Here is a 22,756-nt window from a genome sequence, read left to right on the forward strand (position 1 = left end):
CAAGCATAATCTGCATGAAATGAACAAAAAAATGCCGAATCGCGGAATAACGGTCATTTTAGTTGAGTAGAAATGCCTTCGCCGAACCCTCGCAGCTTCCTCACCATCAACGCTTTATATGGGCCAGAAAACAATCTAACAACGAATAAATAGCCAACTTAACAACCAAAAAAAGACTCTTTTATAAGCCACGAAGGGAAATGTGGCATTAACAATTTAAACAGTATCAACCCACTATTTTTGAAAAACATCTCACACCCTGATAACCTGTTAAACACTGATTATTTGGATTTTTCACCTACAAAAACACTAACCAAGCGGGCATAAAATCCAAAAACAAAGGAAAACTTAAAAAAGAAAACGAATTCTAAAAACAGTTAAAAAACAACCAACGCACAACAAAAACACCAAAAATTAACATCATTTAAAAGAGTTAATATGTTTTTTTTCTTAGTTTACAGCACTGGTTGGATGAGGTCACAGAAAGGCACAATATCTGTCGCGATACCTAGTACATTCGGATAGAGTAGCGCTGAAACAACATGAGCGCCCTAAATGAGTGGCTCAATAGTCATAAAAATTATTAATTATTAGCCTCTGATTGATGCTAATTCAGGGTCTTCCCATATTTTACAGGCTCGAACTAACAAGGTTAGAAGTATGAACAAACAGACTGTGAAACTGCCGTCGCTAATGCAGGTCATTGTGGCGTTGGGTATTTTTCTTGCGCTGGCATTCTCTTTCACCGCAAAACTAGATTTACCTATTCAGCTGGCACTGTATATCGGCTGGTTCATCATCATGGCGCTTGGTATCAAGCTAGGCCATGACTATAAGTCTCTGGAACAAGCTGCAACCAAAGGTATTTCCAATGGCCTGGGTGCCGTTCTGATCCTGCTTGCCGTCGGTGCGCTGGTCGGTACCTGGATCGCTGGTGGTATTGTTCCAACCATCATTTTCTATGGCCTGAAAGCCATTCACCCCTCTATTTTCCTTCTGGCGACTATGATCATCTGTTCTCTGACAGCGCTGGCAACAGGTACGTCATGGGGTGCCGCTGGTACTGCTGGTATTGCTATGATGGGGATTGGTCAGGGTCTAGGCGTTCCTGCACCGATGACAGCTGGTGCCGTGCTTTCCGGCTGTTACTTCGGCGACAAGATGTCTCCGCTATCAGACTCGGTGATCCTTGCCTCTTCTATGTCTAACGTAGAAGTAATGGAACACATTAAAGGCATGCTACCAATTGCGCTAATCAGCTACATCATCACGGGTATTCTGTTTACCGGTGCTGGCCTGCACTACGCAGGTAACGTTGATATGGGCCAGGTTGAGTCTGTGATCCTGGCAATGGAAGATCAGTTTGTTATCTCTCCGTTCTCATTTGTTCCGGTTATCATCGTACTGGCCCTGCTGGCTATGCGCCTGCCTTCTTTCCCAGTGATCTCTCTGGGTTCACTACTGGGTGTCGCTTGGGCTGTGATGGTTCAGGGCATGGATCCACTCGTAGCATTCAACACTGCCTGGGCACCGTTCTCTATCAGCTCTGGCGTTGACTTCATTGATGCAATTCTTAACCGTGGCGGCATGTCATCCATGCTGGGCTCTGTTGCTGTAATCATCTTCGGTCTGGGTTTTGGCGGCCTGTTGGACAAAGTGGGTGTACTGCAAACTGTCGCTAAACTGTTTGAGAAGCGCGTCAACTCTGCGGGCAGCCTGTCTGTGTCGACCATTGCAACGGCGTTCCTGGGTAACGTATTTGGCTCAGCGATGTACGTATCACTAATCCTGACACCTAAAATCTGTGCCAAGAACTACGACCGCCTTGGCTACCAGCGCAAGAACCTGTCTCGTAACGCAGAATTCGGTGGTACGCTGACTTCGGGTATGGTGCCTTGGAGTGATAACGGTATCTACATGGCAAGCATCCTAGGTGTAGCGACATTCTCGTATGCACCATTCATGTGGCTGAGCTTCGTCTGTATCATCGTGACGATTGTTTCTTCCTACATGGGCTGGTTCGTTGACCGCTGTCCACCGACGGTAACAGCTGATACTGAAGAAGAAATCGAAGGTGTTACTCAGCAGCAAACGGCTTAATAGCACATTCTGAAATGATAAAAAGCGCCTTCGGGCGCTTTTTTAATATCTATACTTTGAGTCCTTGGTCCTGCAAGGAACCTCCCCAAACTGCGAAATTACCTCAGCTTTGTTCTTTCCAATACAACCACCAACCCATCAGCCACAAATATAGTTACCTAGGCAATAAAAAGTATGGAAAATGAATTATTATCAAGGATAAAACACACCAAACAAATACCTTTTTACTTTATCTATATATCTAATTAATAAAACGAATACAGGTAAACACCTTTGAAATAACCAACCAATATAATTAAAACTTATGAATAGTTTATTAATGACGATCAAGATCACAAATACCAACCCGTACCCCCTTAGTATTAACTTTCAGTAGCACATATTGACCCCAATCAATTACTTACTGGTTCGATTAACGAAAATAGCCTCGTTTTCATTTTCTGCGCACAAACACTCATATCAAAATATGAAAATATTTGAACAGAGCTACGTTTGTCTTCAGTTCTATCGCTATGGCGATTTTCGATTCCTATGAGGTTACATAATATGAGCAATCCAGCGGAGCAAGGCCGCAAAGTCACGATCGGCAGTTATATTGCCCTCGCCTTTGCCGTCGTCTTTTTCTCGGGTCTACTGCAATCCAACGAATGGTACGGTGTTTTCGACTTCACAACCTTAAATGGCTCGTTTGGTAATGTTGTTTATTCCGTAAATGAAACAGCTGACGGCATCCAGACCGCTGCGACATCAATGCGCGGCAAAGGTGGTAGCGGTGCCCGTGATGGTTTCCTTTTTGCCCTGACCCTGATCCCGACAGTTATGTTCGCTCTTGGCATGATCAATGTCCTTGAGCACTACGGTGCGTTGGATGCAGCCCGTAAGCTGCTAACGCCTCTACTTCGCCCACTGATGGGTATTCCGGGTAACTCTGGCCTAGCGCTTATTGCTTCGCTACAAAGTACTGATGCAGGCGCCGCAATGACCCGCCAGCTAAGAGATGAAGGCCACCTGACTAAGCGTGAAACTGATGTATTCACCATGTTCCAGTTCTCGGCTGGTGCCGCGATTGTTAACTTTTTCTCTTCTGGCGCCGTGTTGTTCACGCTGACCAACATGGACGGCACACCTGCAGTAACATCTTCAATCGGCCTGGCAGTCGCTGTCATGTTCATCTTCAAGTTTGTCGGCGCCAACATGTTCCGCCTCTACCTGAACATCACCGAAGGCAAAGAAGATAAAACAGAGCAAAAAACAGAACTGAAAGAGGAAACAGCATAATGACGACGGCAAAGAAACCAATGGTGACTGACATCTTCGTAGAAGGTGCTAAGAAAGGCTGGACGATTGCTACAACCTCAACCGTACCTAACGTACTGATGGCTTTCGTGATCATCAAAGCCCTGCAGATCACCGGCGCACTGGATGCGATGGGAAGCCTTTTCTCCCCTATTATGGCCATCTTTGGCCTGCCTGGTGAGGCGGCGGCTGTGCTGATCGGTGCCTGGATGTCGATGGGCGGCGCTGTTGGTGTGGTGATCACTCTGTTTGACCAGGGTATCTTGCACGGCCAGCACATCGCTATCTTGGCGCCTGCCATCTATCTGATGGGCTCTCAGGTGCAGTACATGGGACGGATCATGGGCCCAATCGGCACCGAAGGCCGCTACATCCCAGTCATGATTGCACTGTCGGTACTGAATGCTTTTGCCGCCATGTTTGTCATGAATATCTTGGTATAACCACTCGAAGAGGGAGGATCTGATCACTCCCTCTTTCCTGTTGCCATTCAAACCCTGTTTCAGGGAGCTTTTCCCAGGAGTTACTATGAATATCTCGCTACAAGACTTTTCACTGCAAGGCTTTTCTCTACAAGAGTATCTAGAAGAATTACGCCCGCTTATTGACGTTGACTGCGGTACGCTCACCACCGAAGGCATCGAGGTGATTGCCAACCAGATGGAAAAAAAATACCTCGATATGGGCTGGTATGTTAAACGTGTTGACTGCGGTATTGCAGGCACTGGCCTGGAAGTACGCAACAAACCCGATTGCAAAGACATCGATGTAATGCTGATTGGCCACATGGATACCGTGTTTCCTGTCGGTACGGCTGCAGCCCGCCCAATGACACTCGATGACAAGCGTGCCTATGGCCCTGGTGTGTCTGATATGAAATCTGGCCTGCTGAATGTAGTGTATGCCCTGCGTGGAATGGATAAAGCAACACTGGACAAACTGTCTATCTGTATCTGTATGAACCCTGATGAAGAGATCGGCTCCCTGCACTCTGAGACATGGCTAAAGAGCGTTGCCGTTAATGCAAAAAATGTCCTGGTTGCCGAAGCCGCTCGTGCAGACGGTTCACTGGTCAAAGCCCGTAAAGGCATGGCTCGCTACCGCCTGACATTCTCTGGCAAGGCAGCCCACGCTGGGAACGAGCCACAAAATGGCCGCAGTGCAATCACCGAAATGGCAAACTGGATCCTTGGTATCAATGCCCTGACTAACTTTGAGTCAGGCACAACCCTGAATGTGGGCGTTGTCAAAGGCGGCGCCGGTGCCAATATTGTTCCTGATCATGCCGAAGCCGTTATCGATGTTCGTTTCTGGGATAATGACGAGTATGCCGATGCAGATACCAAAATCCGCATGATGGCAGAAACGCCATTTCTCGACGGCGTAACAGTCACTGTTGACCGGGAAGCCCACAAGCCGTCGATGGTACCATCGGAAAAAACCGAAGCCCTTATGGCGCTGGTAGAAGAGTCTGGCAAAGAACTGGGTATTGATATCAAGTGGCAGGAAGTGGGCGGTGGTTCAGATGCTAACCTGACAGCTGTACTGGGTATCCCGACACTTGACGGCCTGGGTCCAGCAGGTGCTGGCTTCCACAGTGCCGATGAGTACCTGGAGCTTGAATCGATAGAGCCCCGTATCAAGCTACTGATGACAGTACTGACTAAAATCGCCGGCGAATAATCACGACACCCTGGCGATACAATACCAAACGGACAGATAAGGGCGCATGATGCGCCCTTATCTATTTCAAAATCATTATGTTATACCGATTGGTATTATAAACAGCAGCTACCGCCACGAGTCTCTCTTTACCGGTAAACGGCATTTTTCATCCTGCTGTTTTAAAAACTTTGCTCTGATCTGACGAAGATGTTGTTGTGATACATTTTCAGCCTTGCGGCGTAACTGTTGACTCATCTTTTGGTAACTCATGAACGGTATTCCATTCCCTTTTATTTTTCTCAAGGTGAACTTGTTTCAAGGTAGCGGCTATTCCAAGGAAATGACCGTCGCTTCCTTACTCGTTACCTTCTTACAACACAATCCAAAAAGCATGCATAATAACGCATAAATATTCACACGTTACGCATAAAGCAAGTAAAACTGGATAATACGTCGCTCAATGATTAGATCAAATCCAACCAGTGCTAACCTATTGAATCTATCCCGAACTGGATGTCTGACTTAAATTACGTACTACTTTCGCTAATTGTATGACAGATTATTTTGGACATATTTGAGTGAGTAATACCAATCTGGATAAGTAGATGGTCGGTTTTTCATGAGGAAAAATTGCCAAATACAAGGCGGAAATTGCAGTAACTAGTGGTTCTAATTACAAAATTTCTAACGCAGTAGTTGGTGATTTTAACCATGAAAAATGACCAGATATTTATTTAGATTGGTATAACAGCGCTAACTTGATGAAATGAGGCAAAAGCGAGAATAGGGAAAGGCTGAACTTGGTGGTAAAATCACCATGCAGTAAAGCTAACAAGAAAAGGCGCTTTGTAGCCCTTTTTCTATTATACCAGTCGGGAAAAGTATATGGCCATTCAGCGAGAATTAAATGGCTCAGAGACAAGGCGCTTGATTGCAGGTGTATTCATATCCATCAAAATCAAGCAACGCAGTGGCTGAGTCATTTAAACTCGCCCTTTGGGAACGTGCCAGCAACCTGATTACGGCCCCAAATTGTCTTGATGTAGAGCAACTATATCTTCATCAATTTGTATTGTATTCAAGTCGCTGGCAACGTTCTGAATTGACCAGATACTTATCCCGATTGGTATTAGAAAATGATCGATGTTTTTTATCTTCTCACACGTGGAACAGATGAAGCGATTACTTAACTCAGCGCCACCGCAACATCGCCCTGCACAGTGCTTGAACAAGCAAGTACGAATCCTTGATCAATTTCAGCCGCAGTAAGCGTTTCCGTGCTCGTTGACGTTACCGTGCCGGACGTCACCTTACATTTGCACGAGCCACAAACACCCGATCGGCAGGCTCCTATCACGGGCACGTTATGTTTTTCCAGTGCGTCTAATAATGATGTCCCCTGCTTCACTTCAGCCGCCACCGAAAAATCAGGCACATGAAACATCACATTCGTTTCCTGATCAGTTTCAGCGGTATGATTCACAGTAGAAAGTGCATCCTGCTTGGCATTATCAGCCGCGGGAGTAAAGCTCTCCTGGAAGAAGTGCGCCATATCAAAACCGCTTTGTTCGGCGATTGTCTGCACCGCTTTCATAAAACCGACCGGGCCACAAAGGAAGATGGTGCGCTGGTCAAGATCTGGATATAACGTCTGTACGACTTCAGTACTGACCATGCCGGTTTGATGTGCCAATTCACTCTGCGCACTAAAACCTGTGCTATTTTCCAATAATAATTGCACGTTGAACTGGGTATGCTGGGCAGCCATCTCCGTCATTTCATCGTGGAAAATAACGTTGTCTTTATCTCTAGCGCAATGTAAAAACTCAATGTCAACATCGCAATTGTCTGCCGCTAGCATTGTTTTTGCCATCGACATCACGGGTGTAATACCGCAACCCGCGCTGATGAACAGCAGCTTGGATTTGTGCGTGCAATCTGTGCTGTTGAACTGACCCGCTATGTTCAGTGCTGACAAGGCATCACCGACGTTCAGGTTATCCACCAGCCAATTAGATACCAAGCCATCAGGCACGCGTTTAATGGTTAAACGCAATTGCTTTTGCTGTGGGATAGAACTAATAGAGTAAGCGCGGTAATGGGTTTTATCATTGATGTTAACGGCCAAGGTAACAAACTGGCCGGGTTTAAAGTCAAAGAGCTGATTGTCTGCACTCGCAAACGTAAAACTCATTGAATCATGGGTTTCATATTCACGCTGTACCAATACTAACGGTGTTTTTTCTGGCGACCATGCTGTCGGCTTTTCAGCAACCTTGGCTGCCGACTCACCGAGAGAGAAATTTAATTTAGGCGTTTGCAGTTTTGTATTTAGCTTTGAGCTTGGCGTTGAGGTGGGATTAGCCTTTACGCTGTTATTTGAGTCAGAACCGAGAGAAAAGCTTAACTTCGGTGTTTGCAATTTGCTACTTACAGGCGCAGTTTTTTTTGTGTTATTTGTTGACTGACCAAGGCCTGAACTATTGAGCTTAAGGGGCTTAAGTGTAGGTGGTAACAATGTTGAAGACGGTTTTGACGAGGAAGGCATAGTTGCACCTATAGATAAAAATAATTTACAGATAAAATTGATTACAAATAACTGATACAGCGGCCTAGGCTGCAAACAGATTTAGGCCGCTTCTCGTTATTCGCTAACTATTTCGGATTCCTTTAAAGAAGCGTAACACTTGCCTATGCAGGAATTTGACCACAATAGTATTGCTTACTTATTCGCTAGCATGGTCGCCAAATCAGTATCAACATTACCAATACTGCGCATATCAAAGTTATCTTGTAATGCTTTGATTAAGTTATCAGTTAAGAACGCTGGTGCTGTAGGACCGGTATGAATACCTTTGATGCCTAAAGCAAATAACGTCAATAGTACAACAATGGCCTTTTGCTCAAACCAAGATAAAACGATGGATAATGGCAACTCATTAACACCACAATCAAACTCTTCAGCCAGTGCCAATACCAACTGGATAGCAGAGTAAGTATCGTTACATTGACCCACATCCAGCAGACGTGGAATACCGTTGATGTCGCCAAATTCATTTTTGTTGAAACGGTATTTACCACAAGCCAGGGTCAACACAACCGAGTCTTTTGGCGTGTTCACAGCAAGGTCACTAAAGTAACTACGCTCTTCTTTATCACCGTCACAGCCGCCGATTAGGAAGAAGTGTTTGATGTTACCTGATTTCACTTCATTGATAACAGCGGGTGCCGCAGCCATTAATGCATTGCGACCAAAACCAACAGTGATCATGTGTTCTATTTCAGTGTGCGCAATACCAGGTTGCGCCAATGCACATTCGATTACTTGTGAGAAATCATCACCTTCAACATGCACAACACCCGGCCAGCCAACAATGCTACGCGTGAACAGACGATCTGCATACTGACCCACGTTTGGATTGATCAGACAGTTAGATGTCATCACGATCGCACCCGGGAAGTTAGCAAATTCTTTTTGCTGATTTTGCCAAGCGCTACCGAAGTTGCCGACTAAATGCGGGTATTTGCTTAATTCAGGGTAACCGTGGGCTGGTAGCATTTCACCATTGGTGTAAACATTAATACCCTTGCCTTCAGTTTGTTGCAGGATCTTTTCTAAATCATGTAGGTCATGACCAGAAACCAGAATACATTTACCTGCTACTGGTTTTACGTTTACCTGTGTTGGTTGCGGATGACCGAAGGTATCTGTCTCGCCTTTATCCAACATTTCCATAATACGGTAGTTTAACAGGCCAATTTGCATTGAGGTTTCTAACAACGCATTGGCATCAGTGGGGTCAGTGCCTAACCATGCCATGATTTGGTGGTATTCACCGCTCACAGACTCGTCATTTTGACCAAGTACGTTCGCGTGTTCCATGTAAGCCGCAGCACCTTTTAGGCCATATAGACATAATAGGCGCAGGCCAATGATGTCTTCATGCAGTTCGTCATGACCACGGTTAACCGCTGCATCCGGTGCGAATGACATCACTTCTTCAGCTGTCGCTGGCAATACAAATTTCGCTGCCGGAGAGAGCTCTGGTAATTCGTCACCCGCTGCCGCAGCTGCAGCCATTACCTGAGTACGTAGTTGAATCTTGTAACGTTCTGCAATTTCAGTGTATTCAGTAATACGCTCTGGCACAAAGTTAACGTTGGTTAACGTAGAGAAGAATGCGCGTGGCGCCCAAGCGTCAATGTCGGCATCAATAATGTTATATTTACGTGCGAGGTCAGCCCAAAAAGACACCCCCTGTAGGTTAAATACTAATACATCTTGTAGGTCTGAAACGTCCGCCGTTTTACCACACATACCTTGAGTATAAGAACAACCTTTAGACACAGGTGTTTGAACCGTTTGCTCACATTGAATACAGAACATTTAAAACTCCACTATAATTATGTTTTTGATTTCGAATTAACGAAGATCTCACCAATTATAATGCAGCAACCGTGCCAACATGTAACGCATTGATATTTAACTCTTTAATATCAGGCCACGTTAGAACCGGTGTGATAATTACATCAATACTTGATGTGTTTTCCACATCACCTGAGCTAATAGCCAAGCAGATCAAAACGTTCTAAATGCTGGGCTATATCATAAGAATCAGATTAACTCACCGCGTAACTTGCTGGGTTCGATCCCCAACTTCTTACCCATTTTGTAGAGGTTGCCGCGATCCATCTGCAAAAACTCCGCCGCTTGCGCCCAAACAAAGTTGGACTGTTGCAATGCATGGGAGATCAACTTGGTTTGATAACTCTCCACCGCGCCACGCAGCTCAAAAGGTGTGTTAGGTAATGCTGAAGTATCCCCATACTCTACTGCGTCTGTTTTATGGCTTACCTCATCTGACAGATGCTGTTTACCGATCAAATGTTGCTGATCTTGAATAGCACGTAAACCCGCCCGCATCAGCGTATGCTCTAATTCACGTACATTACCCGGCCAATGATAATGCTTTAAGGCCGTTAATGCCTGTGGGTGCAGTTGGAGTTTGGCAACATGAAACTGCAGTCGCACGCGATCTAAAATAGAGCCGGATAGTACCGCAATATCTTCTTGCCGCTGGCGCAGGGCCGGCACCTTAATTGGGAATACATTCAAGCGATGGTAAAGGTCACGACGAAACTGCCCCGCCTCGACTTCTTGCGGTAAGTCGCGGTTGGTCGCCGCGATGATGCGCACATTAATAAATATGTTTTTGTCTGCGCCAACCCGCTGAACTTCACCTTGCTGGATCACCCGCAGTAGTTTCGCCTGCATCAGTAATGGCAGTTCACCAATCTCATCCAAGAAAATAGTACCGCCATCAGCAAGCTCAAATTTACCTGCACGGTTGCTGCTGGCGCCGGTAAAGGCACCTTTCACGTGACCAAAAAGCTCACTTTCCGCCAGGCTTTCAGGCAGCGCTGCGCAGTTAACGTAGATCATCGGCTGCTTGGCCCGGGAAGAGTTCGCATGTAATGCATGTGCAACCAAGTCTTTACCCGTCCCCGTTTCACCACTAATTAACACCGCATAGTCAGAATGCGCGACCATATTGATATTATTACGCAAGCCTTGCATTTCCGGGCTAATGCCGATTAATTCACCACTTTTCTCTCGCGCCTCCTGGATCAGTACCTGGTTCATGCTCTGCTGCTGACGGTGACTTTTACGCAGCGCCTCCACCTGATTCACATTTCGTATCGTCGCGGCAGCGAGTGCCGCAAAGGTCGCGACGGTAATATCATCAACGCGTTTAAATGCACCAATCTGCATGGCATCAATCGTAATAAGGCCGACTAAGTGATCTTCGACATACAAGCTACAACCCATGCAGTCATGGACGTCGATAGCGCGGTTAGGATCATCTTTAAGCAAACCATCAAAGGGATCAGGCAAGGTTGAGCTTGCCGGAAAACGCACCGGTTGACGACTTTCCATAATAGCCTGCAAACGCGGGTGTTGTTTCGGGTCAAACTTTTTCCCTAACACTTCTTCTGACAGGCCGTTTACCGCGGCAGCAGAAAGCAAACCTGACTCATCAAGAATAAATAACGCACTGGCATCGCATGGTAATACCGATTGCAATGATTGCATTAAACGTTGGTAATGATGCCCAGAAGGAAGGTTTAAATTGAGGTCGAGCGCAATTTGCAACATGGCTTGCTCAAGAGAATTCTGCATATATGGACCTTTACACCTATAATGATGTACTTTTTACATCACCACATAATTCATGTAAATAGCTTTACGGTGAGATAGCAGGATAATTTTCTTTTTTTGAGCTTGAAGACGCCGATCTAAGCGGCAAAAAAGTAGCCCTGTTCAGCTTGGGCGATCAGGTGGATTACCCAGATAGCTTCCAGGATGCAATTACACCTACCTGTAGCAACGACCATCAACAACAAAGGCTGCACCATGCAGCCTTTGTTATATGTATAGCCCGCGTATAACTTACCTTATAGACATTGACTGCGCATCTACCGTACCTGCAGAGCGGAAGCTAGCGAATTTTAATTTCAGTGCCAGCAATGGGCGTCGCCAAGCAAATTTTGGCGTAGACCAGCGCAGCACATGAGAAAAATGCAACCGCTTGGCGGGATGGTAACACTGGCTCTTGCATTGCAGACAATTAGGCTTATCTTCGCCCAGGCGGCAACTGGCCACTCGCGCTTCAACATATTCAATAAGCCCTTCACATTCAGGGCAAATGATCGCCCCACGGTGCAGCGTTTTACAATAAAGGCGAATCATCGCTTTTGCGGTGTCCAGTTCACGCTGCTGACGAACTGAATGTTTAGTTTGAACTATCATAGGGGCGGTATTATCCACCGCGGCCCAAAACAACCTTTGATAAAGATCAATTTTGCCCTACGAATAAGCGATTCTGCTCAAAAGCAGCGATATCTATAGTATAAATACCTATCCCAATACCGATCCGCTAGCTGTTATAGTATTACAAGCTGGCTTCACTCTCGCTCTTCTGTGTCAAAACGACCCCATAATCTTTTCAGTGGCATTTCAAGCCACGACTGCAGATTGCTCTGCCAGGTAACGGGATGCCGCCCCTACGGTATCATCCAATACCATCGCGAGCTTTCTGTATTCAGCATCAGCAACGACTTGTTGCTGCTTATAACATGATTCTATAATCACAACTTGCCGCTTTAGGGCCTCTGCCCCTAAGCTACTTGCCACCCCCTTAAGGCTATGTACTAACCGAAGGGCTGTCTCGCTGATCGCATCAGGTGCACATTGATAAACATCTTGCTGTAGCTTTTTCGCATCAAGGGCATGCTCCTCAATAAAGATCTCCAGTAGCATTTTGACAGATTCATCATCATCATCCATGGAGTCAAGCACATAGGCAATATCCAACAATGCCAAGGGTTCATCCTCTCTTTTTGCCATCAGTGCACTTGATAAAGATACATCAGCAGGTTGAAGCTCTGCTTCCTGAATATCATCAGAGTCAAAGATTGCTGTTTCTACCTGCGTGTATTCTTCGATCTGTACCGCTTCTGCTGCATTTGAATCAACCTGTAGGTACTCAATAATTGCAGCTTTCAGCGCGACTATCGCCTCATCTAGCTGGACAATATCTTCAGGCCTAACAGCACTGCCTTGTTTGCAGCGATGTTCAATGCATTCAGCAATCTTTCGCAATGACTGTGCTCCAAAACTACTGGCAACACTTTTCAAGCTATGTGCAATCAAGCTAACTTCATCATACCGACCGTTATCTAAGCTCTCAGAAAGCCGTTTTGCATCATCGGCATGCTCTTTGAGGAAAATATCCAATAACATGGCGACCGATTCTCGGTCACCATCCATATTGTCTAGCATCTGCTCCGTATTTAACACAGGCACGGCTGGAGTACTCTGCTCTGCCTGAGAAGGTATCGACCGTTCTTCGGATTCAGCAAACTCCATAGCCGCGCTTCCTGAAGTCAAACCAGCAACCATTGTTTGGTTCCTTACAGGCTCCGACTGCTCAGGTTCTGGCGACAACCTTGCTGTCGTCAGAACCGGATGGTGAACTTTCCGCAATCTAATGACGCCATAGCTCACACCGCTGACACCGATAAGTGCCACCAGCATCGCAAGCAACAGGTTTAGCCAGGTCAGCTTATCTTCGAACTGAATTAAGGTAGATTGCAATTGGTGCAGTGAACTAGGAAAAGGATGATTATTGACACGTTCTATTGCTACCTGATTAGCCGATGTCAGCTCATCGGTTGCCTGGCTATCAGAATATAGAGAACGATTACTGGCAATCCAAGCATATTCTGCCTGGCCTGCAAACTGTCGACCTCGCCGAATTAACTCATCAACCTGACGTTGAGCAAGGCCCGGATGATCGCCAGCCTGCCACTCAAGTAAACGGCTGCGAAATGAGGCTGTTAGTTCTGTTTGTGTCGTGACAATAGGCCGGGAAGAGGCTGCAGACATATCGATAACCCGCCACTTGAGTTGCTCGGCTTCGTTCTGTAGCTCTGAAGTGGAACTGATAAAGTTCAAGGTGGCAGAAGAAAGAACTGATAAATAAGCAATAACACCGGTTCCAGCCAGGAGCAGCATCAGCGCTATAGATAAAATAACAGAAGATGAACTTCTCGCTCGGCCAGCACCAGAGAGTACTATACGATCCCTGTGGATTGAGCTTTCAGCAAGGTCCGGTATAGGCCTTTCATCTTTATCCATGTCTCCCCCTGTTAGCGCGTAACAAGATCCAGTTGGTAAACCTCTCTCCAACTCTGCCGAACTGAGTCAGTTCTGAATCAGTTCTGGGTCAGCGACTAAACAATGTGTCATGCCATAAAACAAGAAAACCAGTCATTATGGTCCAATATTGCTAACAATAACTTTAGTCAACTTCTTGCCCATATTCCAACAACCAATATGTCCATAGTGGCATAAATACAAAAAAACCACCTTCATCGAGGATAAAGGTGGCTGTTTAACTGGCTGGTAAATTAATTATCAGTGTTTAGACGACGTTGCAGCTGATCCTTTAGATTAGGCGGGATCCCTTTGATCGTCAGTGTATCGGTCTCAGCATCATAAAAAACACGCTCACCCAGTAACATGCTGTCAAAATTGATCGTAATACCACCGCCGGAACCGACAAACTTTGTCAGCTTGCGCATAGCTGTCCGATCGGCCGGAAAGCTCTCTTCCAGCTCGTAGCCCTGGTTAGCAGCAAACTGGTAAAAATCCGTCCCATCTTCCGTCGTAGGTAACTCTCCTGCCAGCTCTTTCACTGTCACTTCATCACCGGCCTGTAGCTGGCCATTGCAGTAATCATAGACTTGCTTGCGATACTGTTGCTTCTCTTCTTTTTCCAAACGCGAATCTGCACAGTAGTCTTCCACGGCCTGCATCAGCACCTGATTTTGCTCTTTGACATCCAGCCCTACTTCCGCCTGCATAAAGTCGAGGAAAAAGTCCGCGATCTTGCGCCCGACGCGCCCCTTGATGAAGGTCAGGTAACGGTTCGATTCGGAATCGGTTTCCCACGAAGAGAGGTCGATACGGGCGACAATGTCCATTTTGCCAACATCAAGATAATCGGTTGCACTGATATCGAGCTGCTCAGTGACCTTCATGCTATGGCAGGTCGGAAGCAAGCCAATAAACAGGTAGTCGGTAGCGAGTGACTGGTATTCAGCCAAAACCAACGTTCCCGCATCAGCAAAAGGATATTTCGCCAGCTCTGTCTGAAGTTTTTGAGCCGATTGATTAGAAAATGTAAGGAAGTCTAGCTCACCGGTACGAATTTGTTTCAACCAGTGGCTAAATTCACTGTCCTCGGCAAAGTGGGCAAAACCCTTCGCCCCTTTGCTGCTATAGACCCGGTGCAGTTCAGCAACTAGATCCTCAGTCGACTGATTGTTTTCAAGTGTTTGTTCTCTAAGATGAACTTCAAGATCATCTTGTTCATTTTTTGTCAGCTGATGAAGGATGACGTTAGAAAGCGTAAGACTCATAATGGAAAAATTTCAGTAAATCTAAAGTGTAGGTTATTATAAGTCGCTTTCTTTAACATTAAACAAGACTTCCTATGCCAATTACTTCAAAATACACCAATAAAAAAGTTGAACAAATCATTGATGATGTGTTCGATGTACTAGAGAAGCATGATGCTTCAGCGGAACTGGCACTCATGATCATGGGTAACATTACGACTAACGTTATCAATGCCGACGTTCCCGCATCGCAAAGGAAAGCAATCGCAGAGAAATTCTCTCAAGCTTTGCTCTCCTCAATAAAGGAAGATTAAGCTTGTTTGTAAGCGTCGCATTTAAGACTGGGAATTACTGACATCTATGGTCACCAGCGGTAACAATTATAAAGACAAAGTATCCCAGCTGATCAGCTGGGGGCACTGGTTCAGTTTCTTCAATATCATCGCGGCCATGCTACTTGGCACCCGGTATATTGCGCATTCTGAATGGCCCGAAACCATACTGGGACAACTTTACCTCGGATTAAGTTGGATCGGCCATTTCGGTTTTCTTGTCTTTGGTTTTTACATTCTCATTTTGTTCCCGGCCAGCTTTCTGATCCCCTCTCAGCGCCTGATGCGCTTGTTTGCGGTATTAGTGGGCACTATTGGCCTAACAGTGCTACTACTAGATACTCATGCTTATGAGTCACTAGATTTGCACCTGAGCCCACTGGTTTGGGACTTGCTGTTAAGCGGAGAGAAAACCGAGCTTAATGCCCGCTGGCAATACCTGTTTGTTGCGGTACCCGCCATATTCCTTATGCAGTTAATTCTGTCGGAATGGCTGTGGCGCAAACTCAGGAAGCTGACCCGTAAACACGTAGGCGTGCCAATTGCCGCCGTTTTCGGCTTGTGCTTCCTGGGTAGTCACCTTATTTATATCTGGGCGGATGCAAATCTATACCGTCCGGTTACAGTCCAGCGCTCTAACTTTCCGCTTTCCTATCCGATGACGGCCAAGACCTTCATGGAAAAACATGGATGGCTAGATCGCCAGGAATATACCAAACGCCTTGACGCGCAGGGTGTTGCCGAAAGCGAACGTATCCGCTACCCAATCGATAAACTGGCGTTCAATGATCCTGGCACAAGGCAGAATGTGTTGGTCATTATGGTCGACAGCTTGCGCAGTGACATGGTAGACAGTGAAACCATGCCGCACCTGGCGGCTTTCGCTCAGCAAAACCTGAATTTTGCCAACCATTACAGCGCCAGCAACGAAAATGCCGGTGGCATTTTTGGTCTGTTTTATGGCTTACCGGGTGGGTATATCAATAGTGTTCGCTCTGCAAACTACTCTCCCGTATTACTAGATACCCTTGAAAGGCGCGGTTATGAGTTTGGTTTATTCAGCGGAGATGGATTCAAAACCCCTATCTACTCTGAAGCTATTTTCAATAGTCGGCAGCTGTCAGAGCAACAAACCGAAACCACCAGCAGTAGCGATGTGAGAGCAATCGCCGACTGGAAAGCCTGGCTTGACGAGCAAAGTACTCGCACACCATGGTTTAGCTACATTGAACTGGCTTCGGTCGAGAACTTTGAGGAAGGGGGAGATTATGTCCCGCAATTTGAACCTTCTCTCGGCAGTGCCAACTTAAATCCGGCGAATGTCGATACCAACCTGCTGTTGAAAAACAGTTACCGGAATGCGGCCTACCATATTGATGAACTACTTATTGATATCTTTGGCCAGCTGGTTGCGACCAATTCCCTCGAGAACACTGTTGTTATCGTGACTGCCAACCATGGCACCGAGTTTAATGAAACCGGCACCAATAGCTGGGGGGCAAACAGCAACTACAGCCAGTATCAACTAAAAGTCCCGCTGATCATGCACTGGCCAGGAAGCATACCAACGCAAACTACCCGTGCGACCAGTCATTTAGACATTGTGCCGACACTCATGGAGTCCTTGCTGAGCACGACCACCCCAGTATCCTCTTATAGCAGCGGTATCAGCCTGTTTGAGGAAAACCCCAACCGCCGCTGGGTGCTAGCTGGTGATAGCCAAGATATTGTCGTCTTGCAGAAAAACATCACCACAGTGGTCGACAAGTATGGCAACTACCGGGTGTATGACCAGAACTATAAGCTGAAAGGCGAAGGAAAACCGAAGCTTTCAACATTAATGCAAGTCATGCATGAGCTGAAACGCTTCTATCAACCAGAGTAATACCTGAAGGCAGCCTCAAGGTTGCCTTTTCTTTTGCGACCAGCCGATCCAATTAATAATACTCTGAATTATCGGCATAGCACTGCTCAAAGCCGTCATTCCAGCCGTTGGCATATTTTCTATCGGTCAACAGCCGCTCCGGATCTCGACGAAAGCCATCATGGTATGTCTGTGCTTCCTCTTTCCGACTACTGCAACCATCTTGGTAACCATCAAGATAGTTTCGGGTAAACCCTAGATCAGCCAACCTCTCGTGACGGGTATCTGCACAACTTGCAATCAATACAACGATGCCGACAACCCAGCTCCCGCGCAAAATGAGAGACATATCCCCCCCTGAAAGCATCTACGAATATAGGCAATACATATCATAATAAGTTAGCTAAGCTATCTCGGTAGCGCTGTCTTAGTTTCGATACTGATTCCAATTAGTGTAGAACCGCTTAATTCGGATCACCCTCGAGATGACGTTCCTACATTATTACTGTGATTAACCATCAACGAACCGTTCGATTGGTATACACTTGGCGAAAAAACAACAGGAAGCACGTAATGAAGAAGACTGTACTCATTACCGGAGCAAACCGGGGAGTTGGCCTAGCGCTGGTAGAGGCCTACCTAGACGCTGGCTGGCAGGTATATGCCTGCTGCCGCCATACTGACCGCGCAACCGCTTTAAAACAAATGCAGGCAAGAACAAAAGCGCTAACACTGCATGAATTAGACGTAACAGATCATCCGGCAATCACAGCGTTGAGTCAGGCTATGACTGATATTCCTCTCGATTTGCTCATCAACAACGCCGGCTACTACGGCCCCAAAGGCTATGGTTTCGGTAATACCGATGTTGATGAATGGCGAAAAGTATTTGAAATCAACACGATTGCTCCGCTAAAGCTGGCTGAAGCGTTTTTCCCCCAACTTTTAGCTAATAGGCCCGGTATCATTGCCAATATGTCTTCTAAAGTCGGGAGCATGACAGAAAATACCAGTGGCGGTGGCTACATTTACCGCTCATCCAAAGCGGCACTCAATTCTGTCGTCAAAAGCCTGTCTAACGATTTACTACCCAAAGGGATCATCTCTGTCGCCCTTCACCCTGGCTGGGTACAAACTGAGATGGGCGGGCCGAATGCACTGATATCCCCCGAAGCGTCGGCAACCGGGTTAAAATCAGTTCTCGACCAATTAAGTGCGACGGACTCAGGCAGCTTTATTGATTATCAGGGGCAAACACTTCCTTGGTAACATTTTCTCTTTCCTAAGTGACTCCAAGCAGACAATACCAGGCACATAAGAAGTACTTGGTATTTTGCTAATAACACACTATTTTCAAAACGACAATCCGTCACGCTCATTTGCTACTGTGGCTTGATAGAATATTTTGTCTCCCCCCGTTAATCAAAACTCACTGCGCAATAACTAAAGGCATGTAACATGCGGGCGTGTTTTGAGTCGCAAATTTATAAATATGCCTTAATTTCTGACCATATTTCTAGCGCAGTGCCTAGCTTTATTTCTGTGATTGATAAAAATAGATGATAAGCAATGACTTGAATATTTTTGTGGACAGCCTGTATTGACCCAAACTGAACGGTTAAATCACTTCTATCAACGCATTTTTGAACAATGGAGCAAAGCTCATGGGCTTCGTACTGTCTGTGAACTGACCTGTCGAAACTTAAGCGAGAGCTTTTCAGCCTGCCAGGCCCAACTTGTTGTTGCTTATAAATCCCGGTGGAAGATCCTGCTCGAGATGGATCATTTGGGGATACGCTACCAGTTTCCACCTATCAACATCACCGACAGTAACCGTATACCTTTCTTTCAGGTCACCAGAGCCATTCGCCAGCGAAAACCCAAGGTAGACTCTCACAATGACGGTATGCGTTTGTGCCTCCCTCTCGAGCGCCGATCCCAAATCATCGGCTGCCTAATTGTCGATTTCCCTGACAAACAGAGCCCTGACGGTGATGAATTCGCGTTCCTAGCGACCCTAATGGCTTCCGAGCTAGATGCCTGCCTGCTCAGCGAAAGTATCCAGGATGAGCATGACGGCCGTCGTTCAGCGGAACGAGAACTACAAATCAGCCAACAAGAACAAGAAGTATTAAAAGAGCAGCTCCAGGCATTACATGATATTTCTTTCAAGCTTTGGCGTGCCCACTCTATGGACAACATGCTTTTTACTGCCGTTGATGAAGCCAAAAAATTGTTACACATCGATCGAATGGCAATATTCCTGTTCAAAGGAGACGATCGCATGCAGGGTACATACGGGACGGATATTCACGGCAATACCGTCAACGAGCACTATTTTGAATCAAAAATACCCGATCTTTGGTTTATCAACCATATCGAGGGGAAGAAGACAAAAGAATACCTTGCCATTGAGAACAACACCCCGCTCTATCATGATCTCAAGCAGGTTGGGTTTGGTTGGAGTGCCTATATTTCGCTATGGGACGAAGACACGCCGGTTGGTTGGATTGCCTGCGATAATCTGCTCACGGGAATGCCAACCCATCACTATCACCAGCAATTGCTAAAACAGTTTGGCTTCATTATTTCCCAGCACCTTGTCCGGCGCCAAGCTGAAGAAAACCTAATCAACTTAAACAGAGAGCTAGAACAACGGGTCACCGACCGGACGGCAGAACTGGAGCAGGTCAACCGCAAACTTGAAAAGATATCCCGGCTCGATCCCCTGACTTCGGTCTTCAACCGCCGGGTATTTGATGAAAGGATAAGCGAAGAGTGGCGCCGGGCGGAACGTCATCAATTGCCCCTTTCCTTGCTGATCATTGATGTCGATCACTTCAAGGCCTATAACGATAACTACGGCCATGCTGCTGGCGATCAATGCCTGAAAATCATTGCCAATACCCTGGCAATATTAGAAAAGCGAGCCGGGGCTCTGTTTGCCCGCTATGGCGGGGAGGAGTTTGTATTACTTCTTCCCGGTCAAAACAAATATGCGGCTCGCTATGCGGGCCAAAAAGCGATACGTGCAATCAGCGAGCTACAGCTTCCCCGAACACAAGGGGCGGACAGTGCCCCAGATATTGTCACCATCAGTATCGGGGGCAGCACTATCACACCATCTGAACAAAGTTCACCCAGTGAATTGTTCAAACAAGCCGATATGGCACTGTATGAAGCCAAATCCCTGGGTCGAAACCAATACTTCGCCCATACCTAGTCAGCTTTTTTCCTAGGCTTCCGTTTCGCACTGGTTCGGCTACCGGACTTTGTTCCACCCTTCGATCCCCCTTTGCTGTAACGTCGCTTCTTGCCCCCTTTAAAAGGCTCGGGGGATTTAAGTTCACGTAAGCTCGGGGGCACCTCGCTGTTTTTCACTTTATTCATGATTTGCTGTACCTGGGTCTGCAAGGCTTCCATAAACGGCTGATAAGCACACTTTTTTTCAGCCATATCTTGCAATTGATGCTCCCAGTGTGCCGTCATATCCGGATAAGTCGCCTCATCCGGCAACGCATAGATCAGCCCCCGGCCAGCCTCTGTCGCATGAATGCTTTTGCCTTGCCGGGTCAGCAGCTGGCGCTTGAATAAAATATCAAGGATCCCAGCTCGCGTGGCTTCAGTCCCCAGACCGTCGGTATCGCGCAGGATTTTTTTCAGCGAAGAGTCAGATACAAAACGGGCAATGCCTGTCATCGCCTGCAGCAACGTCGCTTCGGTAAACGCTTTAGGTGGCTCTGTCATCTTGTCTTTGATTTCGCCGTCCTGGCAGGTCAGTATCGTTCCTTTTTCCAGCGGCGGCACCTTATCAGCCAAATCCTGCTCATTGGCTGAGTCATCACGCCCCAACAGCTCCCGCCAGCCAGCACTCATCAACTGGCGTCCTTTGGCAACAAACATACCGCCGGCAATCGTAAAGACCAATTTTGCCTCGCTATAGACCGCAGCAGGATAGAACTGCATCAGGTACTGCCGGGCAATAAGCTGATAGATTTTACTTTCACTGCTGCTCAGCGCATTACTGTTGACTGATTTTGGGGTTGGAATGATGGCATGGTGGGCATCGACCTTCTTATCATTCCAGGCCTTGGACTTGAGTGAGGTATTGGCACCACTAACAGCCGAACCTAGCTCATCAGCCGTACTGGCTATCGCCTGACACACTTCGGCGGCTTGCCTGAAATGGTCCACCGGCAGATAACGGCAGTCCGAACGAGGATAAGTGATCACTTTGTGTTTTTCATAAAGGGATTGGCAGGTCGCCAGTACATCGGCGGCACTCATCCCGAACCGCTTCGCTGCATCGATCTGCAAAGCCGATAACGAATACGGTAATGGTGCAGCCTGGCGGGTTTCTTTACGCTCTGATTCAGTGACCTCCGCAGGCTGGTCCTTAATGCGGGTAACCACGTTCTCACACAACTTCCGGTTCAGAATACGACCATCTTCATCCTGCCACGGCTTACAGGCCTCACTGGGCTTCCAGCGGGCACGGATCACATTATCCTGATACGGGATCAGGGCAAATAACTCATAGAAGGGTTTTGGCACAAAATTAGCAATCTCGTCATCACGTCGCGTCACCAGCCCCAGTACCGGCGTTTGTACCCGTCCCACCGACAGCACACCCCGGTACCCCCCTTTCTGCCCCAGCAAGGTATAGGCCCGGGTCATGTTCATCCCGTACAACCAGTCAGCCCTAGAGCGCGCCAGTGCCGATACCGACAGCGGAATGAAATCACGGTTGCTCCGCATCTTACCCAAAGCCCGCTTAACCGCCGCCGGGTTGAGGTCGGAAATAAGCAAGCGCTGCATATTGGCTTTCTTGGTTGCAGCAAGCTTTACATAATCAATCACCTCATCTACCAGTAATTGCCCTTCCCTGTCCGGGTCACCGGCGTGCACAACGTCAGTCGCCTGCTTGGCCAGCTTGCGAACAACCCCTAGCTGCTGTTTGGCCGATTTTCTTGGAGCCAGCTGCCATTGCTGTGGAATAATCGGCAAATCTGCCATATTCCATTTTTTGTATTTTTCATCGTAGGCGTCGGGCTCAACCTGCTCGAGCAAATGGCCGATACACCAAGTCACAATGTCGCCATTCCCGACTTCAATATAACCATTGTTATTTTTATGGGGGCGCGGCAACACCGCAGCAATCGCACGGCCTAAACTTGGTTTTTCAGCAATATAAAGACGGGTCATGGAGATTATTAGCTAATTTTTTGTAATTAATACCCAGCGGCATAATTATTTTGTCATTCAGCAAGAATTAAAAGGTGCAGATATAAGGCGCTTGGTTACAGGTGTATTCATATCCATCAAAACCAAGCAACACAGTAGCTGTCCCTTTTAAACTCGCCCTTCGGGAGCGTATCAGCGGCTCGATCCCTACCCCAAATTATCTAGATGTAGAAAAACTATATCTTCACTAATTTGGATTGCTCTCAAACCGCAGGTAGCGCTCTGAATTGGCAAGATAATTGTGCCGCTGGGTATACAACTATAGAGAAAAGGGGGAGTAAGGACAAGA

Annotated in this window: 16 protein-coding genes; 8 read left to right on the plus strand and 8 right to left on the minus strand. The window is 46.8% G+C overall.

Annotated features, from left to right (window positions below; translation table 11 throughout):
• The first annotated feature begins 660 nt into the window (after nt 1-660).
• The 4 genes from nhaC to AC51G0_RS13500 all read left to right on the plus strand — a co-directional run bounded on the left by nhaC (nt 661) and on the right by AC51G0_RS13500 (nt 5,079).
• A complete protein-coding gene (nhaC, locus tag AC51G0_RS13485) occupies nt 661-2,100 on the plus strand; it encodes a Na+/H+ antiporter NhaC (RefSeq protein ID WP_496299100.1) in 1,440 nt (479 codons plus the stop codon).
• Between the two features lie 546 nt (nt 2,101-2,646).
• Nucleotides 2,647-3,378, plus strand: coding sequence for a nucleoside recognition domain-containing protein (locus AC51G0_RS13490; protein WP_496299101.1), 732 nt, complete (start codon nt 2,647-2,649; stop codon nt 3,376-3,378).
• Complete coding sequence (locus tag AC51G0_RS13495) at nt 3,378-3,839, plus strand: YjiG family protein (RefSeq protein ID WP_496299103.1); 462 nt, start codon at nt 3,378-3,380, stop codon at nt 3,837-3,839. Before AC51G0_RS13490 ends, AC51G0_RS13495 begins: the two co-directional genes overlap by 1 nt.
• Before the next feature lie 85 nt (nt 3,840-3,924).
• Nucleotides 3,925-5,079: a M20 family metallopeptidase gene (locus AC51G0_RS13500; RefSeq protein WP_496299105.1), complete on the plus strand. Its 1,155-nt coding sequence runs from the start codon at nt 3,925-3,927 to the stop codon at nt 5,077-5,079.
• A 1,168-nt stretch (nt 5,080-6,247) separates the two neighbouring features.
• On the opposite strand, the gene AC51G0_RS13505 is transcribed toward AC51G0_RS13500, so the two are convergent.
• The 6 genes from AC51G0_RS13505 to yejK all read right to left on the minus strand — a co-directional run bounded on the left by AC51G0_RS13505 (nt 6,248) and on the right by yejK (nt 15,048).
• On the minus strand, nt 6,248-7,483 hold the full coding sequence (locus tag AC51G0_RS13505) for a hybrid-cluster NAD(P)-dependent oxidoreductase (protein WP_496299107.1): 1,236 nt from the start codon (nt 7,481-7,483) through the stop codon (nt 6,248-6,250).
• A gap of 300 nt (nt 7,484-7,783) precedes the next feature.
• Nucleotides 7,784-9,448 (minus strand): hydroxylamine reductase, encoded by a 1,665-nt coding sequence (gene hcp, locus AC51G0_RS13510; RefSeq protein ID WP_496299109.1) that lies wholly within the window; start codon nt 9,446-9,448, stop codon nt 7,784-7,786.
• Between the two features lie 228 nt (nt 9,449-9,676).
• Nucleotides 9,677-11,242 (minus strand): nitric oxide reductase transcriptional regulator NorR, encoded by a 1,566-nt coding sequence (gene norR, locus AC51G0_RS13515; RefSeq protein ID WP_496299111.1) that lies wholly within the window; start codon nt 11,240-11,242, stop codon nt 9,677-9,679.
• A gap of 270 nt (nt 11,243-11,512) precedes the next feature.
• Nucleotides 11,513-11,872, minus strand: coding sequence for a nitrous oxide-stimulated promoter family protein (locus AC51G0_RS13520; protein WP_496299112.1), 360 nt, complete (start codon nt 11,870-11,872; stop codon nt 11,513-11,515).
• A gap of 207 nt (nt 11,873-12,079) precedes the next feature.
• Nucleotides 12,080-13,762, minus strand: coding sequence for an Hpt domain-containing protein (locus AC51G0_RS13525; RefSeq protein ID WP_496299113.1), 1,683 nt, complete (start codon nt 13,760-13,762; stop codon nt 12,080-12,082).
• A gap of 272 nt (nt 13,763-14,034) precedes the next feature.
• Nucleotides 14,035-15,048, minus strand: coding sequence for a nucleoid-associated protein YejK (gene yejK / locus AC51G0_RS13530; RefSeq protein ID WP_496299115.1), 1,014 nt, complete (start codon nt 15,046-15,048; stop codon nt 14,035-14,037).
• 74 nt (nt 15,049-15,122) lie between these two features.
• On the opposite strand from yejK, the gene AC51G0_RS13535 reads away from it, so the two are divergent.
• Together AC51G0_RS13535 and AC51G0_RS13540 are read left to right on the plus strand one after the other, a co-directional pair.
• Nucleotides 15,123-15,341, plus strand: coding sequence for a YejL family protein (locus AC51G0_RS13535; protein ID WP_496299116.1), 219 nt, complete (start codon nt 15,123-15,125; stop codon nt 15,339-15,341).
• Nucleotides 15,342-15,387: 46 nt separating this feature from the next.
• The gene (locus AC51G0_RS13540) at nt 15,388-17,244 is read left to right on the plus strand and encodes a DUF3413 domain-containing protein (RefSeq protein ID WP_496299117.1); all 1,857 of its coding nucleotides are present in this window, start codon (nt 15,388-15,390) and stop codon (nt 17,242-17,244) included.
• 52 nt (nt 17,245-17,296) lie between these two features.
• On the opposite strand, the gene AC51G0_RS13545 is transcribed toward AC51G0_RS13540, so the two are convergent.
• Nucleotides 17,297-17,572, minus strand: a complete 276-nt coding sequence (locus tag AC51G0_RS13545; protein ID WP_496299118.1) for a hypothetical protein — start codon at nt 17,570-17,572, stop codon at nt 17,297-17,299.
• 224 nt (nt 17,573-17,796) lie between these two features.
• On the opposite strand from AC51G0_RS13545, the gene AC51G0_RS13550 reads away from it, so the two are divergent.
• Nucleotides 17,797-18,492, plus strand: coding sequence for an SDR family oxidoreductase (locus AC51G0_RS13550; protein ID WP_496299120.1), 696 nt, complete (start codon nt 17,797-17,799; stop codon nt 18,490-18,492).
• 331 nt (nt 18,493-18,823) lie between these two features.
• Nucleotides 18,824-20,446, plus strand: coding sequence for a GGDEF domain-containing protein (locus AC51G0_RS13555; RefSeq protein ID WP_496299121.1), 1,623 nt, complete (start codon nt 18,824-18,826; stop codon nt 20,444-20,446).
• On the opposite strand, the gene AC51G0_RS13560 is transcribed toward AC51G0_RS13555, so the two are convergent.
• The gene (locus tag AC51G0_RS13560) at nt 20,443-22,428 is read right to left on the minus strand and encodes a DNA topoisomerase III (protein ID WP_496299123.1); all 1,986 of its coding nucleotides are present in this window, start codon (nt 22,426-22,428) and stop codon (nt 20,443-20,445) included. The two genes, AC51G0_RS13555 and AC51G0_RS13560, sit on opposite strands and share 4 nt — an antisense overlap.
• Between the last annotated feature and the right edge of the window lie 328 nt (nt 22,429-22,756).

This window comes from Photobacterium sp. HL06 (assembly GCF_059552575.1).